Below are 15,798 nucleotides of genomic sequence, written 5' to 3'. Positions count from 1 at the left end.
TTTGGATAAAGCTCGGGTGCGGCGGGCTCTGCCGCGGCTCGTCACATCACAACCACCACTTTGCCGACGGCGCTGCGGTCGGCGATGCGTTGGATCGCGCGGTCGCCTTCGGGAAGCGCGAATTCTGCGGTAACGCCTGACGATAGCTGCCCTTCGGCGTACCAGCGCTCGAGCTGCCGCTTGTTGTCGCGCAGCGCCGCCGGCTGGGTCAGCGTGAAGGTCCGCCAATTGACGCCGAGCACATCGCAGTTCTTCAGCAGCGGGAGATTGAGCGGCAGCGACGCAATGCCGGCGGTGAAGCCGAGCACGACGTAGCGGCCGCCATCGGCGACACAGCGAATCGCCGGGTCCGTCAGCCAGCCGCCGACCGGATCGATCACGACGTCGGCGCCGCCGCCGCCGACAGCCTCCTTGAAGCGCTGGCCGACCGCCTTGCGGTCCTGCGGGGCTTCGGCCGGATACAGCACACCATCGGCGGCGCCATGGGAGCAGGCGAAGGCCAGCTTCTCCGCGGAGGAGGCCGCCGCAATCACCCGGGCCCCGAGATTGCGGGCCACCTGCACTGCGGCGACGCCGACGCCGCCGCCGGCACCGAGGATCAGCGCGGTTTCGCCGGGCTGTAGCCTGGCGCGGTTACGCAGCGCGTAAAGCGCGGTCTCGAAGGTGAACTGCATCACCGCGGCGTCGACGAACGACATCCCGTCCGGAATCGGTGAGCAGCGCTCGACATCGACCGCGACGGCTTCGGCCATGCCGCCGGTGCCGATCCGGGCCGCGACGCGGTCGCCGACTGCGAATTCGTCAACGCCTGTTCCGAGCGACGTCACCACGCCTGCGATCTCTGCACCCGGCGCGAACGGCCGCGCGGTTTTGACCTGATAAAGGTCCTGTATGGTCAAAAGATCCGGATAGTTGACGCCACACGCCTTCACCGCGATCACCATTTGGCGGGGGCCCGCGACCGGCTCGGCGACGTCGAGCAGTTTCAGGCTGTCCGGTCCTCCCGGCTCGCAACTCAGCAACGCGCGCATGACATCCCGCCTTCCTTGATCGTTCACTGCGCCGGCATCTATCTCCGTCGCCGATGATGCAATGACCGGATTGCCCGTTTGCGTTGGCCGACGGCTCCAGTTCGGCGCTGGCGGCCGTGGAGGCGGGTCGCTAACATGTTGCCCATGCCGCACATTGCCAAACGTCCGCGCCGAACTAGCCGTGCCGCCACATCCCGGTCTGCGATCGATACCGGCTATGTCGGGCTGATCCTCAGCGGCGTCCGCGAGGCGGGATACGACGTCGACAAGTTGCTGGCGCGCGCCGGGATCTCTGCCGACCAGCTCGACCAGCCCGGTTCGCGGCTGCCGCAGGAGCAATTCGCGCGGATGATCGCGACCCTGACGCGGGTGACGCACGATGAAATGTGGCTGCTCGGAAGTCGCCCGATCAAGCCAGGCACCTTCCGAATGATGTGCCGGCTGCTGATCCACTGCGCAAATCTGCGCGAAGCGATCCGGATCGGCTGCCAGTTCTATCATCTGGCGGTCGACGATTTCGTGGTGCGCCTCGCCGAAGGCGAGCACGATGCGTCGGTCTACGTCACCGACACCATCGAGCAGCCGAGGCGCCGCCGCATGGTGAACGGCGCGATCCTGATGTTCACCTACGGTTTGATGTGCTGGCTGGTCGGCCGCCGGCTGCCGCTGATCACGGTGCACTATGTGTTCCCGGAGGAGGCGTTCAGCTCCGAACTCGAGCCAGTGTATCAGGCCCCGATGCTGTTCGATCAGCCGCGCACCGAGATCCGGTTCGACGCCGAACTGCTCGACTTGCGGATCATGCCTGACGAACAGCGGTTGCGGCGGTTTCTTGCCTCGATGCCGAGCGCGCTGCTGGTGCGTTATCGCGACGACGCCAGCGTCGCCGAGCGCGTTCGCGGCATCCTCCGCCGCAATCTGAAACGGCCTCTGTCGCTGGAAGACGTTGCCGCCATGCTGGCGATGTCACCGCAGACGCTGCGGCGTCGCTTGCTCGACGAGCAGCAGGTCGGCTTTCAGGAGATCAAGGATCAGGTGCGGCGCGACGTGGCCACCCACATGCTCAAGAAGTCCCGGCTGTCGCTCGAGGAGATCGCGCTGTCGCTCGGCTTCTCCGAACTCAGTACCTTTCACCGCGCGTTCCGGCGCTGGACCGGACTGACGCCGGGCGAATTTCGCGACCGCTCTGCACAACCCAACGGGGCGGCGTAGGATTCCGCCAACCGAAATGGCACGCACGGTCATTCAGCCGAGCCGCGTTTGACCGGATACTCCCCGCAACAGGCCCATCAGAGCCGCCAACGGGGAAGAGATGCCGATACTAAGACAATGGGCCGAGCGCCATCCCGATAAGTTCGCCGCACGGATCGCTTTTGGTGACGACACCATCAGCTATCGGGAACTCGATCGCCGCGCCAACGCGGTCACTCAGCTCTTGATGTGGATGGGACTGTCGGCCGGCGACGGCATCGCCGTTCTGCTCGACAACGATCTGCGCTACTTCGAGCTGCTGTGGGGCGCGCGGCGGCATGGCGTGTACTACACCCCGGTGTCGACGCATCTGAAGCCGGACGAAGCCGCCTATATCGTTCGTGACAGCGGCGCCAAGCTGCTGTTCGTCGGGGCGCGCTTCGGTGAGGTGATGCGCTCGCTCGCCGCCGACAACCCGCACCGCTGCACCGTCATCGTGATCGGCGACGAGGTCGCTGGCGGGCTCGACTACGCCCACGAGCTGGCGCGGTTCGATCGGATGATCGAGATTCCGGACGGGCCAGTCGGCAAGGACTTTTTCTATTCGTCCGGCACCACCGGAAAGCCGAAGGGCATCAAGCAGCCGCTGTTCGCCAATCTGCGCCAGGCTCAGGCCTCCGGCGACTGGGTGCGGGAGAATTTCGGCTTCGACGACGACACGGTGTATCTGTCGCCAGCTCCGCTGTATCACGGCGCGCCGCTGCGCTTCACCATGCGCACGCTGGAGAGCGGCGGCACCGCGGTCGTGATGACGAAGTTCGCCGCCGAGCAAGCGCTGGCGGCGATCGAACGCTATCGCATCACCCACAGCCAGTGGGTGCCCACCATGCTGTTTCGCCTGCTAGCGCTGCCGGACGACGTCCGTGACCGCTACGACCTGTCGTCGCATGCCTGCGCCATCCACGCCGCCGCGCCGTGTCCGCCGGAATTGAAGGAGCGGATGATCGCCTGGTGGGGGCCGATCGTGTGGGAGTATTACGCCGGCTCGGAGCGCAACGGCGCCACCTGCATTTCCAGCGCCGACTGGCTGAGCCATCGCGGATCGGTCGGGCGGGCCTGCGTCGGCACTATCCACATCCTCGACGAGGATCACAACGAACTCGGGCCCGGCGAGATCGGCGACGTGTATTTCGACGGACCGAGCTTCGTCTATCACAACGATCCGGACAAGACCGCGCGGTCCCGCAACGCGCTCGGCTGGTCGACGATCGGCGACGTCGGCTATCTCGACCAGGACGGCTTCCTGTATCTGACCGACCGCCGTTCGCACATGATCATCTCCGGCGGCGTCAACATCTATCCGGCCGAGATCGAGAACTGCCTGGCGCTGCATCCGCTCGTCGCCGATGTCGCGGTGTTCGGGATCCCGAACGTCGAGTACGGCGAGGAGGTCAAGGCGGTGGTCCAGCTCAAGGATCCGTCGCTGGCGACGCCGAACTTGGCAGAGGATCTGATGGCGTTCTGTCGTGAACAGCTCTCCCATGTGAAGTGTCCGCGGTCGATCGACTTCGAGGCCGAGCTGCCTCGCCAGGAGAACGGCAAGCTGTTCAAGCACGTTCTGAAGCGGCGCTATCTGCAGCCCGCCTGAATCAATCCTTCCTCCACCAGCGACAGGACAACACCATGAACAAGCTGATTGCAGCGGCATGCGCCGCTGCGTGCGTCGCCGTGTCCGCGGCTGCGCATGCCGATGCCAAGAAGTACGGACCCGGAGTCTCCGACACCGAGGTGAAAATCGGCCAGACCATGCCGTACAGCGGTCCGGCGTCGAGCTTCGCGGCGATCGGCCGGGCGATGACGGCGTATTTCGAGAAGCTGAACGCCGAAGGCGGCGTCAACGGCCGCAAGATCAACCTGATCTCGCTCGACGACGGCTACAGCCCGTCGAAGGCGGTCGAGCAGACGCGCCGGCTGGTCGAAAGCGACGAGGTGCTGGCGATCGTTGGCACCTTCGGATCGCCGACCAATTTCGCGATCCAGAAGTATCTCAACGTCAAGAAGGTGCCGGGTCTGTTCCTCGGCACCGGCGCCAATCGGGTGTCGGAGCCGAAGACCTACCCGTGGTCGATGGGCTGGCAGCCGAACAACCACGCCAAGGGCGTGATCTACGCCAAATATCTGCTGAAGGAGAGGCCGAACGCCAAGGTCGCCGTGCTGTATCAGAACGACGACTTCGGCCGCGACTATGCCAAGGGCTTCCGCGACGGGCTCGGAGACAAGGCTGAATCCATGATTGCCAAGGAGCTCAGCTACGAGGTCACCGAGCCGACGGTGGACTCCCAGATCCTGCTGCTGAAGTCGACCGGGGCCGATGTGTTCCTCAACATCTCGACGCCGAAATTCTCGGCGCAGGCGATCAAGAAGATGGCCGAAACCAAATGGGACGCTCTGCATCTGCTGAGCGATGCCGCCGGGTCGATCTCCAGCACGTTGGTGCCGGCAGGCCTGGAGAACTCCAAGGGTGTCATCACGGTCGCCTTCCGCAAGGACCCGAACGACCCGGTCTGGGCCGACGATCTCGGCATGAAGCAGTACCTCGACTTCATGAAGCAATATATGCCGAACGCCGATCCTTCCGAGACCTACTACGTGTTCGGCTATGCCACGGCTCAGACCTTCGAGCATGTGTTGAAGGCGTGCGGTGACGATCTGACCCGCGAAAATCTGATGAAGCAGGCGGCCAGCATCAAGGATCTGGAGCTGCCGATCCTGCTTCCCGGCATCAAGCTCAACACCAGCGCCACTCATTTCACGCCGATGAGCCAGGAGCAGTTGATGCAGTTCGACGGCACCAGGTGGAAGCCGATCGGTACCGTGATCGACGCCGAGAAGTAGGCCGACGAGAGGTCCGCAAACGAGAACGCCCGGTGCGAGCCGGGCGTTTTGCGTTCACGGGAACGACGGTCGCGATCAGCCGGCCATGCTGTCGCGTAGCACCTCGCGGGCGATCGTCATCTTCATCACCTCGGTGGTGCCTTCGGCGACCTGAGCGATCCGACTTTGGAAGTAGAGCTGGCCGAACCGGCTTTCCTGCAGCACGCCGAGCCCGCCATGGATCTGGATGGCGCGGTCGATGACGCGGCAGGCGGCGAGCGGGGCGAAGCACTTCACCATCGCGGCTTCCTTGCGGGCGTCGAGCCCCTGATCCAGCATCCAGGCGGTCTTGTAGACCATCAGCCGCGACTGCTCCAGGTCCATCTCAGACTCGGCGAGCATCCATTGGATCGCCTGGCGTTCCGACAGCGGCTTGCCGAAGGTTTCGCGCTGGCGCGCGCGCTTGGCCGCCTGGTCCTGCGCCCAGCGCGCGGTGCCGGTGAGTCGGGCGCCGATGACGGTGCGGTTGCGATTGAGCTGGTCCATCATGTAGCGAAAGCCCATGCCCTCGGCGCCGAGCATGTTCTTGGCCGGGACGACGCAATCCTTGTACTGATAGTCGCAGCTTCGACCCAGATAGGTGCCGGGCGCCATGGTGGTGTATTCGCGCAGCACCGAGACGCCGGGGTTGGGGTAGTCGACCAGAAACAGGCTGATGCCTTCGTAGCCGCGGCCGGGATCGGTGACGGCGTAGCACAGCAGATATTTCGGCGTGATCCCGGGGTGGTTCGGCGGGGGTGCCCAGCGCTTGATGCCGTTGATCACGTAGTTGTCGCCGTCGCGCACCGCGGTGGTCTCGATGCCGGCGGCATCCGAGCCGGCGCCGGGCTCTGAAATGTTGATGTGATAGAATTTGTCCTCTTTCAGGATCGGATAGAGGTACGCTTCCTTCTGCCATTCCGGCGCGACGTAGAGCGCCGGATGCGGATCGAGGAATCCGGACCACGTCGTCAGCAAGCCGTGCATCACCGGAGATTTGACGATCTCTTCGTACACGAGGCATTTGGCCATGGTGCCGAGCCCCTGACCGCCGGCATCTTTTGGGACGGCGAGGCCCCGGAAGCCGTACTCTCGGAACTTGCGGACCACGTCCATGAAGACGTCGTGCGGGACCGCATAGTCATCGATGCCCCATGTGGCTTCGAGCGGTCTGCAGACCTGCTCGACGAAGTCGGCAGCGCGCCCCTTGATCTCGCGTTGCTCCTTGGAAAGTTCAAAATCCACCTGTGATCTCCAGCCAGTTCAAAACGGCCGACGGTAGATCGCGCGCAGGGCCGGCGACATGGCGCCGGCCGTCAATCTCGTTGGCCGATTGATCCAGAAGATCGCAGCAGGTGCTGGCCCGGTTGTTCGGGGCCCGCGCCGCTCGTTGAGCGGCTAGCGCCCGGTAAACCGGGCAGGGCGCTTCTCGACGAACGCAGCGGCGCCTTCGCGCAGGTCCGCGGTGACGAAGGCGCGGCCCTGCTGTTCGGCTTCGTCGTCCAGCACCTCGGCGAGCGGGGCTGCCCATGCGGCTTCGATCTGACGCTTGATCAGGCCGATGCCGATCGGCGGTCCCGCTGCGAGCTGCTCGGCGATCGCCATTGCTTCGTCCATCAGGCGATCGTCGTCGACCGCCTGGAAGATCAGGCCGGATTGTTCGGCCTGTTCGGCGGACAGCGGCCGGCCGAGCAGCGCCAGCGCGCGGGCGCGGGCGACGCCGATCGCGCGCTGCACGAACAGCGAGGTGCCGGCATCGAGCGCGGCGCCGAGCTTGACAAAGCTCAGCACGAACTTCGCCGAGCGCGCCGCCAGCACGATGTCGCCCGCGAGCGCCAGCCCGACGCCGGCGCCGGCCGCGGGGCCGTTGACCGCCACGACGATTGGCTTCTCGGCGCCGCGCATCGCTTCCAGTACCGGGCTGAGCTCGGCGCGCATCCACGGCGCCACATCGGCGCCGGCGTCGAACGTCTCGCTGCCGAGCGCCGCGCCGGCGCAGAAGCCTTTGCCGGCGCCGGTGAGCAGGATGGCGCGCACCGCGTCGTCGGCGAGCGCCGCGTTCAAGGCGGCGCCGAGCTCGCCGAGCAGGCCGCGGCGCATTGCGTTGTATTGCGCCGGATTGTTCAGCGTCAGCACCGCGACGGCGCCGCGCCGCTCAGATAGAACGAGGGTCATCGCCGTATTCCCGCTTACAGGATCAGGCCGCCGCCGCAGACCAGCACCTGGCCGCTGACGTAGTTGGATTCCGGGCTGCAGAACAGATACACCGCGTCGGCCGCTTCCTCCGGCGTGCCGCCGCGCCCGAGCGGGATCATCCGCGCCATCGCATCCAGCATCTGCGGCTGCACGCCGACCTTGATGTCGCGGCCGGCGACGTCGATGGTCTTCTGCTGCGCTTCGATCGGCTGGGTGAGGCGGGTGTTGATCAGGCCGAACGCGACGCAATTGACGTTGACCTTGTAGCGTCCCCATTCCTTGCACAGCGTCCGTGTCAGCCCGACCAGCGAGGCTTTCGCCGACGAGTAGCTGGCTTGGCCGGCGTTGCCGTAGAGCCCGGCGATCGACGAGATGTTGACGACTTTGCGGAACACTTCCTTGCCGGCCTCGGCTTCCTTCTTGGCGAAGATCCGGATCGGCTCGGCGGCGGCGCGCAGGATGCGGAACGGCGCCACCAGATGCACGTCGAGCATCGCCTGGAACTGCTCGTCGGTCATCTTCTGGATCGTCGAGTCCCAGGTGTAGCCGGCGTTGTTGACGATGATGTCGAGGCCGCCGAATTTCTCCACCGCGGCACCGACGAAGCGATCGGCGAAGCCGGCTTCCGAAACGCTGCCGTTGACCGCGATCGCGTCGCTGCCCATCGCCTTGATCTCGGCAGCCACGGCGTCGCCCGGTTCGGCGTCGAGATCGTTGACGACGACGCGCGCACCTTCGGATGCGAGCTTCAGCGCGATGGCGCGGCCGATGCCGCGGCCCGATCCGGTGACCAGCGCCACCTTGCCTTGTAGTTTGCCCATGAGGTTTCCTCGAATGCTTGTTGTTATGACAGGGCGACGATCGCTTCGCCGGCGAGTTTGATCTCGCCGGTCTGATCGCGGGCGTTGAGGGCGAGCCGGGCGCGGCGCTCGCCGCCGGCTTCGATCAGCTCGGTGACTTGGCCTTCGCAGGTGATCTCGGCGCCGAGCTGGGTGATCGCGGCGAACCGCGTCGAGAAGCTGCGGATCCGGCCCGGCGGTACCGCGTCGCTGAGCGCCTGGCCGAGATAGCCCATCACCAGCATGCCGTGAGTGAACACGTCGGGAAAACCCGACGCCTTGGCGAAGTCGATATCGACATGGATCGGATTGTGATCGCCGGAGGCGCCACAATACAGCGCCAGCCGGTGACGGTTGATCGCCGGGAAGCGCTTGTGGACGATACGGTCGCCGACCGCGGGGGAGGTGGTCATGTCCATCGTCTCGGTCATCCGTTGCGCACCACTATTGTCCGCGTCGTATCGGCGACGTGGACGCCGTGCTGATTGGTGACGGTGGTCTCGACGCCGATCAGCGTCATTGCGCCACCCTTCTTGTCGGTGACGCTGGTCACCTGCGGGCTGAAGGTGAGGGTGTCGCCGACCATCACCGGGGCGTGGTAGGTGAAGCTCTGCTCGCCGTGCAGCACCCGGCCGAGATCGATCTGAAGCGCAGTGAGAAACTCGAACGGCTTTTCGTTGTCGAGCATCTCGAGGCAAAACAGATAGGTCGGCGGGATCGGCTGCGCCACGAAGCCTTCGGCCTTGGCCGCGGCGGCGTCGCGATACACCGGATTGGTCTCGCCGAGGGTGTCGAGAAAATAGCGCAGCCGGCCGGCTTCGACATGGGCAGTCACCGGCGTGAACCGGCGACCAACAGCGGATTGATCGACCATCGCGTCAGCCTCACGCGCGCTCGTACAGCGTCACCACGCAGGCGCCGCCGAGGCCGAGATTGTGCTGCAGTGCGCGTTTGGCGCCGTCGACCTGTGTCGCCTCCGCGGTGCCGCGGAGCTGCCGGGTCAGCTCGTAGCATTGTGCGAGGCCGGTGGCGCCGAGCGGATGGCCCTTCGACAGAAGACCGCCGGATGGGTTGGTGACGAATTTTCCGCCATAAGTGTTGTCGCCGTCGGCGATGAACTTCTCGGCGCCGCCTTCGGGGCAGAGACCAAGCGCCTCGTAGGTGATCAGTTCGTTATGGGCGAAGCAGTCGTGCAACTCGACGACGTCGATGTCGTCCGGCCCGACGCCGGCATCTTCGTACACCTTAGTGGCCGCGGCACGCGCCATGTCGTAGCCGACCACGCGCATCATGTCGTGCGCCTCGAAGGTCGACGGCGTGTCGGTGGTCATCGCCTGCGCGGCGATGCGGACACGGGTGTCGAGGCCGTGCTTCTTGGCGAAGGCTTCGGACACCAGCACCGCGGCGGCGCCGCCGCAGGTGGGGGGACAGGCCATCAGCCGGGTCATCACCCCGGGCCAGATCACCTGATCGTTCAGCACGTCGTCGGCCGAAAGTTCCTTGCGGAACAGCGCCAGCGGATTCTTCGCGGCGTGGCGGCTCGCCTTGGCGCGGACCTTGGCGAAAGATGACAGCGGGGTGCCGTATTTCTGCATGTGGCTGAGGCCGGCGCCGCCGAAATAGCGCAGCGCCAGCGGTACGCCGGGCGCATCGATCAGCTCGTCGGCTGCGGCATCGAAAGCGTCGAACGCGCTGGGACGATCAGCGAACACCGCGCCGAGCGCACCGGGCTTCATCTGCTCGAAGCCGAGCGCCAGCACGCAGTCGGCCGCGCCGGAGGCGATCGCTTGCCGCGCCAGAAACAGGGCGGTCGAGCCGGTCGAGCAGTTGTTGTTGACGTTGACGATCGGGATGCCGGTCATGCCGACTTGGTACAGCGCGCGCTGGCCGCAGGTGGAGTCGCCGTAGACGTAGCCGACGAACGCCTGCTGGATCGCGTCGTAACCAAGGCCGGCGTCGCACAAAGCGAGCCGCGCCGCCTCGGCGCCCATCAGGTGATACGGCTCGTTCGCGCCCGGCTTGACGAACGGGATCATGCCGACGCCGGCGACGTGGACGGGTGACACCATCGTTTCCTCCCTAAACTTACCCATTGGACTTTTTATTACCCATGAGTAATATATGCGAGCCGGTCGCGAGTCAATCGATCGGCGATGGATCAGTTACTTGTTGAATTTCTGCTTGCGGAATTTGTGATGAACGAACGCGTCATCGACGATCAATCGCCCTGGATGCCGTTCGAAAGCCGCCGGCGCGCCCGCGACGAAAAGCGCGAGGCGGTGCTGCGGATCGCGGTGCAGCTATTCCTCGAACAGGGTTATCATCGCGCGACGCTCAACGAAGTCGCCGAACGGCTGAACATCACCAAGCCGGCGCTGTACAATTATTTCCGCAGCAAGGAAGACATCCTGTTCGAGTGCTGGGCGCTCGGCCAGGAGCAGGTCGACGAGATCATCGCAGTCATCAACGAATCGGGTGAGGACGGGCTCGGCAAGCTGCGCGCCCTGGTGCGCGCCTATGCCGCGACGATGGCGACCGATTTTGGTGCCAGCATGGTGCGGTTCAATCCGCGCGATCTGTCGCCGGACAACGAGAAGACGGTGCGCGCCGCTAAGCGTGGCATCGATCGCACGTTCCGGCGCTACATCGCGGACGGCGTCGCCGACGGATCGATCAAACCGTGCGATCCGAAGTTGACAGCGTTCGCGATCGCCGGATCGCTGAACTGGATCGGCCATTGGTATCAGCGCGACGGTGCGCTGTCGCCGGAGGCGATCGCCGACGAATTCGCGGTGCGCCTCACCGAGGGGCTCGCCACCCGATCAACCAAGAAGAAGAGCACCCTTCAGGTGCCCGAAGGCAACAACAACAGGAAACGACCCAAGGGAGGACTTCATGAACATCACTCACGGCCTGCGTCGCGCGCTGCAGATCAACCCGGAAGGGCTGGCCACCGTCTGCGCCGGCCGCCGCCGTAACTGGCGCGAGGTCGGCGATCGCGTCGCGCGGCTCGCTGCCGGTCTGCGTGCCAGCGGCGTCGGCGAGGGCGAGCGCGTTGCTATCCTGTCGTCGAATTCGGACCGTTATCTGGAAATGTATCTCGCCGCCGGCTGGTGCGGCGGCGTGATCGTGCCGCTCAACATCCGCTGGAGCGCGCTGGAGAACGAAGACGCGCTCAAGGACTGCCGCGCGGTGGCGCTGGTGGTCGACAAGGCGTTTGCTGCGACCGGTGCTGTGCTGGCAAAGGCGATTCCGTCGATGGCGATGATCTATGCCGACGACGGCGACGTCCCGGCCGGGATGCAGGGCTATGAGGATCTGATTGCCACGCACGCGCCGATCCCGGATGCAATGCGCAAGGCCGAGGATCTCGCCGGAATCTTCTACACCGGCGGCACGACCGGCCGCTCCAAGGGCGTGATGCTGAGCCACGGCAATCTGATGGCGAACGCGCTGAATGCCATGGGCGAGGGGCTGTTCCCCGGCACCTCGGTGTATTTGCACGCTGCACCGATGTTCCATCTCGCGAACGGCGCGGCGATGTATTCGCTGCTGCTGTCGGGGGGCTCCAACGTGATGATCCCGTCGTTCACGCCGGAGGGCGTGATGCAGGCGATGCAGAACGATCGGGTCACCGACGTGTTGCTGGTGCCGACCATGATCCAGATGTTCGTCGATCACCCTGCGCTGAAGACTTACGACCTGTCGTCGCTCAAGAACATCGTCTACGGCGCTTCGCCGATCAGCGAGGCGGTCCTGGCGCGGGCGAGCGCGGCGCTGCCGAACGTGCAGTTCACCCAGGCCTACGGCATGACCGAGCTGTCGCCGATCGCCACCTTGCTGCACTGGAAGGAGCATATCGGCGACGGCAAGGCCAAGGGCCGGCAGCGCGCCGCCGGCCGCGCCACGCTGGGCTGCGAAGTAAGAATCGTCGATGCCGAGGATCGCACCGTGCCTTACGGGACCGTCGGCGAGATCTGCGTCCGCGGCGACAACGTGATGATGGGGTATTGGGAGCGGCCGGAGGAGACCGCGCGGGCGCTCGTCGGCGGCTGGATGCACACCGGCGACGGCGGCTACATGGACGAGCACGGCTTCGTCTACGTCGTCGACCGGGTCAAGGACATGATCATCTCGGGCGGCGAAAACGTGTATTCGGTCGAGGTCGAGAATGCGGTGGCTCAGCATCCGGCTGTGGCGCAATGCGCAGTGATCGGCATTCCGCACGAGGCGTGGGGCGAACAGGTCCACGCGGTGGTGGTCACCAAGGCCGGCGTCACGGTGACGGCGGACGAGCTGATCGCTCACTGCAAGGCACTGATCGCCGGCTACAAATGCCCGCGCAGCGTGGAGATCACCGAAACACCGCTGCCGCTGTCCGGCGCCGGCAAGATCCTCAAGCGCGAGCTGCGCCAGCCATATTGGGAAAGCCGCGAGCGTCGGGTGAGCTGATCGCGTCGCCTGCCGCGTGGGGACAATCGAATCGTCGTGCGGGAGCGCCGTCAGTCAGCGCCGCTCCCGTCTGCCTCGATCTCAGCCGCTGAGGCGGCTGAGATTTCATGCTGATCCCGAAAACGTGTTGTTGCGTCGCACTGTGATGAGACGGGTTCGCGACCAAACGTCACACAGCTTGGCTGCGTGTTTCCCCATCAGCATCCTCATGATCTGTGGAAAGCGTGTTGCGTTGCAATATGTGACGGTTTGATTGCGGCGCCTGCACTGATCAGGTGAGAATTTCCCCACGTCGCTTGTCGCAACGCATCATGATCTGTCACGCCAGCGTGACGATTAGTTCTGTCAACGGAACTAGCAATTACCTACGCAACTCCCGCGTGGAGTCCTCCTTAGACAAAAGGAGCGGTTGACCCTGATTGGCCCGCTCTCCAAGACTTCGGGCTCGCTGCCACCAAGAGCAGCCCAGGCATGGACACGCGCGCCTATGCGCCGCCGAGCCTGAGACTAACAAAACGACTTCCCGAGGAACCTGAGGAGAGACGCCCCATGGCCGACAACAAATTCATTATCGACCGCAGAACTGCGCTCAAGACCGGCCTGGCCGGTGCTGCGGCTCTCGCGACACCCACTTTCTTCATCCGCAACGCCTTCGCCGACGACTTCTGCAACATGCCGAAGGGCAAGGACGTCGTGTTCGGCTTCAACGTTCCGCAGTCCGGCCCCTATGCCGACGAAGGCATGGACGAGCTGCGCGCCTACCAGCTCGCGGTCAAGCACCTCAACGGTGAGGGCGACGGCGGCATGCTGAAGACCATGAAGCCGCTGGCGCTCAAGGGTAACGGCGTGCTCGGCAAGAAGGTGACCTTCGTCTCCGGCGACACCCAGACCAAGTCGGACGCGGCGCGCGCCTCGGCCAAGCGCATGATCGAGAAGGACGGCGCGATCATGATCACCGGCGGTTCGTCGTCGGGTGTCGCGGTCGCGGTGCAGTCGCTGTGCCAGGACGTCGGCGTGATCTTCATGGCCGGCCTGACCCACTCCAACGACACCACCGGCAAGGACAAGCGCGCCTACGGTTTCCGTCACTTCTTCAACGCCTACATGTCGGGTGTCGCGCTCGGCCCGGTGCTCGCCGAGGCTTACGGCAAGGATCGCGCCGCCTACCACCTGACCGCCGACTACACCTGGGGCTGGACCCAGGAAGAGTCGATGAAGGAAGCCACCGAGAAGCAGGGCTGGAAGACCGTCAAGGCAGTCCGCACTCCGCTCGGCGCCGCCGACTTCTCGCAGTACATCACTCCGGTGCTGAATTCCGGTGCCGACGTGCTGGTGCTGAACCACTACGGCAAGGACATGATCAACTCCTTGACCCAGGCGGTACAGTTCGGCCTGCGTGACAAGATGGCGAACGGCAAGAAGTTCGAGATCGTCGTGCCGCTGTTCTCCGAACTGATGGCGCAGGGCGCCGGCGATGCGATCAAGGGGATCTACGGCACCGCCAACTGGGACTGGAAGCTCGAGGACGCCGCCACCAGCGCCTTCACCAAGTCGTTCGGCGCGGCCTACGGTGCGCCGCCGTCACAGGCTGCGCAGACCTGCTACGTCCAGGCAATCCTGTATGCCGACGCCTGCGAGCGCGCCGGCACCTTCAACCCGACCCAGGTGATCAAGGCGCTGGAAGGCTTCGAGTTCGACGGACTCGGCAACGGCAAGACGCTGTACCGCGCCGCCGACCATCAGTGCTTCAAGGACGTGCTGGTGGTGCAGGGCAAGGAAAAGCCGAAGGACAAGTACGATCTGCTCGAAGTCAAGAAGATCGTGCCGGCCTCGCAGGTCACCTACGACCCGAGCATTTTCGGCGGCGATCTCGGCTCCAAGGACGCCAAGAAGTGCGGCTGATCTGATCGAGCCGGGCTGCGGATACGCGGCCCGGCACGCTGACGCGTGACCGGTCGGCTGAGCCTCGGGCGCAGCCGACCGGTACGTGTCTCGCGAATGCCCCTCGCGCGTGCGCGCGTTGCGTCGTGCGTTCGAGGACACCTAGCGACTGTGTCGTTCGACGACTGTCTCGTTTTCGTAATGGCTCGGCGGCCGGGGTCGGTCGTCGAGGAAGTGTGATGGACGCGCGCCGTGGGCGCTGCGGACACAAGGGAGATTGACCACGCATGGACGCGATCGTTCTGCAGATCCTGAACGGCCTCGACAAAGGAGGGGCTTATGCGCTGATCGCGCTCGGGCTGACCTTGGCCTTCGGCACGCTCGGCGTGGTGAACTTCGCCCACGGCGCGCTGTTCATGCTCGGCGCGTTCTGCGCCGTGGTGTTCAACAAGCTGTTGACGCTGGAGATCGTCAAAGTCGACCCGACGCGGATGACCCCGTGGGGCTCGCCAATGGAAATCAAGACTCCTTACGTCCAGGCGATGCTCGGCGACTGGGGTAAGGTGCTGATCGACTATTCGGTGCCGGTCTCGATCCTGATCGCGATCCCGGTGATGTTGCTGATCGGTATCGTGATCGAGCGCGGCCTGATCCGGTTCTTCTACAAGCGGCCGCATGCCGACCAGATCCTGGTCACCTTCGGCCTGGCGATCGTGCTGCAGGAGATCGTCAAGCATTTCTTCGGCGCCAATCCGATCGCGCAATCGGCCCCCGCATTGTTCTCCGGCTCACTGCAGATCACCGACGCGATCGTTTATCCGTACTGGCGCATCGTTTATCTCGGCTTCTCGCTGGTGGTCATCGCCGGGGTGTTCGCCTTTCTGCAGCTCACCACCTTCGGCATGGTGGTGCGAGCCGGCATGCAGGATCGTGAAACGGTCGGCCTGCTCGGCATCAACATCGAGCGGCGGTTCACCATCGTGTTCGGGCTCGCGGCGATTGTCGCCGGCCTCGCTGGAGTGATGTACACGCCGATCGTGCCGCCCGATTATCACATGGGCATGGACTTCCTGGTGCTGTCGTTCGTCGTCGTCGTCGTGGGCGGCATGGGGTCGCTGCCCGGCGCGGTGCTGGCCGGGTTCCTGCTCGGCATCCTGCAATCGTTCGCCTCGATGAACGAGATCAAATCCGTGCTGCCGGGCATCGACCAGATCATCATCTATCTGGTCGCCGTGGTGGTCTTGTTGGTGCGCCCGCGCGGATTGCTGGGGCGCAAGGGCGTGATGGAGAGCTGA

Annotated in this window: 14 protein-coding genes; 7 read left to right on the top strand and 7 right to left on the bottom strand. The window is 64.9% G+C overall.

Annotated features, from left to right (window positions below; genetic code table 11):
- Positions 1–41: 41 nt before the first annotated feature.
- Positions 42–1,031: an NADPH:quinone oxidoreductase family protein gene (locus M9H71_RS00130; protein WP_455403105.1), complete on the bottom strand. Its 990-nt coding sequence runs from the start codon at positions 1,029–1,031 to the stop codon at positions 42–44.
- A 144-nt stretch (positions 1,032–1,175) separates the two neighbouring features.
- On the opposite strand from M9H71_RS00130, the gene M9H71_RS00125 reads away from it, so the two are divergent.
- From M9H71_RS00125 to M9H71_RS00115, 3 genes are all read left to right on the top strand, one after another.
- Positions 1,176–2,243, top strand: coding sequence for an AraC family transcriptional regulator (locus tag M9H71_RS00125; RefSeq protein WP_455403104.1), 1,068 nt, complete (start codon positions 1,176–1,178; stop codon positions 2,241–2,243).
- Positions 2,244–2,343: 100 nt separating this feature from the next.
- Positions 2,344–3,870 carry an acyl-CoA synthetase gene (locus tag M9H71_RS00120; RefSeq protein WP_455403103.1) on the top strand — a complete coding sequence of 509 codons (1,527 nt, stop codon included), beginning with the start codon at positions 2,344–2,346 and terminating at the stop codon, positions 3,868–3,870.
- A 35-nt stretch (positions 3,871–3,905) separates the two neighbouring features.
- Entirely contained in the window at positions 3,906–5,117 is a 1,212-nt protein-coding gene (locus tag M9H71_RS00115; RefSeq protein WP_455403102.1) for an ABC transporter substrate-binding protein, read from the top strand.
- A 75-nt stretch (positions 5,118–5,192) separates the two neighbouring features.
- Here the strand turns inward: M9H71_RS00115 and M9H71_RS00110 are convergent, their stop codons facing one another.
- The 6 genes from M9H71_RS00110 to M9H71_RS00085 form a co-directional block, all read right to left on the bottom strand.
- Complete coding sequence (locus tag M9H71_RS00110) at positions 5,193–6,380, bottom strand: acyl-CoA dehydrogenase family protein (protein ID WP_455403101.1); 1,188 nt, start codon at positions 6,378–6,380, stop codon at positions 5,193–5,195.
- A 153-nt stretch (positions 6,381–6,533) separates the two neighbouring features.
- Complete coding sequence (locus tag M9H71_RS00105) at positions 6,534–7,310, bottom strand: enoyl-CoA hydratase-related protein (protein WP_455403100.1); 777 nt, start codon at positions 7,308–7,310, stop codon at positions 6,534–6,536.
- Positions 7,311–7,324: 14 nt separating this feature from the next.
- The gene (locus M9H71_RS00100) at positions 7,325–8,152 is read right to left on the bottom strand and encodes an SDR family NAD(P)-dependent oxidoreductase (RefSeq protein ID WP_455403099.1); all 828 of its coding nucleotides are present in this window, start codon (positions 8,150–8,152) and stop codon (positions 7,325–7,327) included.
- 23 nt (positions 8,153–8,175) lie between these two features.
- Positions 8,176–8,601: a MaoC family dehydratase gene (locus M9H71_RS00095; RefSeq protein WP_455403098.1), complete on the bottom strand. Its 426-nt coding sequence runs from the start codon at positions 8,599–8,601 to the stop codon at positions 8,176–8,178.
- Positions 8,598–9,044 carry a MaoC family dehydratase N-terminal domain-containing protein gene (locus M9H71_RS00090; RefSeq protein ID WP_455403097.1) on the bottom strand — a complete coding sequence of 149 codons (447 nt, stop codon included), beginning with the start codon at positions 9,042–9,044 and terminating at the stop codon, positions 8,598–8,600. Before M9H71_RS00090 ends, M9H71_RS00095 begins: the two co-directional genes overlap by 4 nt.
- Before the next feature lie 10 nt (positions 9,045–9,054).
- Positions 9,055–10,239, bottom strand: coding sequence for a lipid-transfer protein (locus M9H71_RS00085; protein WP_455403096.1), 1,185 nt, complete (start codon positions 10,237–10,239; stop codon positions 9,055–9,057).
- Positions 10,240–10,365: 126 nt separating this feature from the next.
- Here M9H71_RS00085 and M9H71_RS00080 point away from each other — a divergent pair, with 126 nt between their 5' ends.
- The 4 genes from M9H71_RS00080 to M9H71_RS00065 all read left to right on the top strand — a co-directional run bounded on the left by M9H71_RS00080 (position 10,366) and on the right by M9H71_RS00065 (position 15,798).
- Entirely contained in the window at positions 10,366–11,148 is a 783-nt protein-coding gene (locus tag M9H71_RS00080) for a TetR/AcrR family transcriptional regulator (protein ID WP_455403095.1), read from the top strand.
- On the top strand, positions 11,066–12,622 hold the full coding sequence (locus tag M9H71_RS00075; protein WP_455403094.1) for an acyl-CoA synthetase: 1,557 nt from the start codon (positions 11,066–11,068) through the stop codon (positions 12,620–12,622). Before M9H71_RS00080 ends, M9H71_RS00075 begins: the two co-directional genes overlap by 83 nt.
- Positions 12,623–13,171: 549 nt before the next feature.
- A complete protein-coding gene (locus M9H71_RS00070) occupies positions 13,172–14,524 on the top strand; it encodes a substrate-binding protein (RefSeq protein WP_455403093.1) in 1,353 nt (450 codons plus the stop codon).
- 266 nt (positions 14,525–14,790) lie between these two features.
- On the top strand, positions 14,791–15,798 hold the full coding sequence (locus tag M9H71_RS00065; protein ID WP_455403092.1) for a branched-chain amino acid ABC transporter permease: 1,008 nt from the start codon (positions 14,791–14,793) through the stop codon (positions 15,796–15,798).

This window comes from Rhodopseudomonas parapalustris (assembly GCF_053772255.1).
Note: the sequence above shows the minus strand (reverse complement) of the source record. Positions and strands in the feature narration are given on the sequence as shown.

What these genes read in the sequence shown, in the direction of transcription:
- M9H71_RS00130 (WP_455403105.1), bottom strand. Translation starts at nt 1,031, where the DNA reads ATGCGCGCGTTGCTGAGTTGCGAGCCGGGAGGACCGGACAGCCTGAAA.
- M9H71_RS00125 (WP_455403104.1), top strand. Translation starts at nt 1,176, where the DNA reads ATGCCGCACATTGCCAAACGTCCGCGCCGAACTAGCCGTGCCGCCACA.
- M9H71_RS00120 (WP_455403103.1), top strand. Translation starts at nt 2,344, where the DNA reads ATGCCGATACTAAGACAATGGGCCGAGCGCCATCCCGATAAGTTCGCC.
- M9H71_RS00115 (WP_455403102.1), top strand. Translation starts at nt 3,906, where the DNA reads ATGAACAAGCTGATTGCAGCGGCATGCGCCGCTGCGTGCGTCGCCGTG.
- M9H71_RS00105 (WP_455403100.1), bottom strand. Translation starts at nt 7,310, where the DNA reads ATGACCCTCGTTCTATCTGAGCGGCGCGGCGCCGTCGCGGTGCTGACG.
- M9H71_RS00100 (WP_455403099.1), bottom strand. Translation starts at nt 8,152, where the DNA reads ATGGGCAAACTACAAGGCAAGGTGGCGCTGGTCACCGGATCGGGCCGC.
- M9H71_RS00095 (WP_455403098.1), bottom strand. Translation starts at nt 8,601, where the DNA reads ATGACCGAGACGATGGACATGACCACCTCCCCCGCGGTCGGCGACCGT.
- M9H71_RS00090 (WP_455403097.1), bottom strand. Translation starts at nt 9,044, where the DNA reads ATGGTCGATCAATCCGCTGTTGGTCGCCGGTTCACGCCGGTGACTGCC.
- M9H71_RS00085 (WP_455403096.1), bottom strand. Translation starts at nt 10,239, where the DNA reads ATGGTGTCACCCGTCCACGTCGCCGGCGTCGGCATGATCCCGTTCGTC.
- M9H71_RS00080 (WP_455403095.1), top strand. Translation starts at nt 10,366, where the DNA reads ATGAACGAACGCGTCATCGACGATCAATCGCCCTGGATGCCGTTCGAA.
- M9H71_RS00075 (WP_455403094.1), top strand. Translation starts at nt 11,066, where the DNA reads ATGAACATCACTCACGGCCTGCGTCGCGCGCTGCAGATCAACCCGGAA.
- M9H71_RS00070 (WP_455403093.1), top strand. Translation starts at nt 13,172, where the DNA reads ATGGCCGACAACAAATTCATTATCGACCGCAGAACTGCGCTCAAGACC.
- M9H71_RS00065 (WP_455403092.1), top strand. Translation starts at nt 14,791, where the DNA reads ATGGACGCGATCGTTCTGCAGATCCTGAACGGCCTCGACAAAGGAGGG.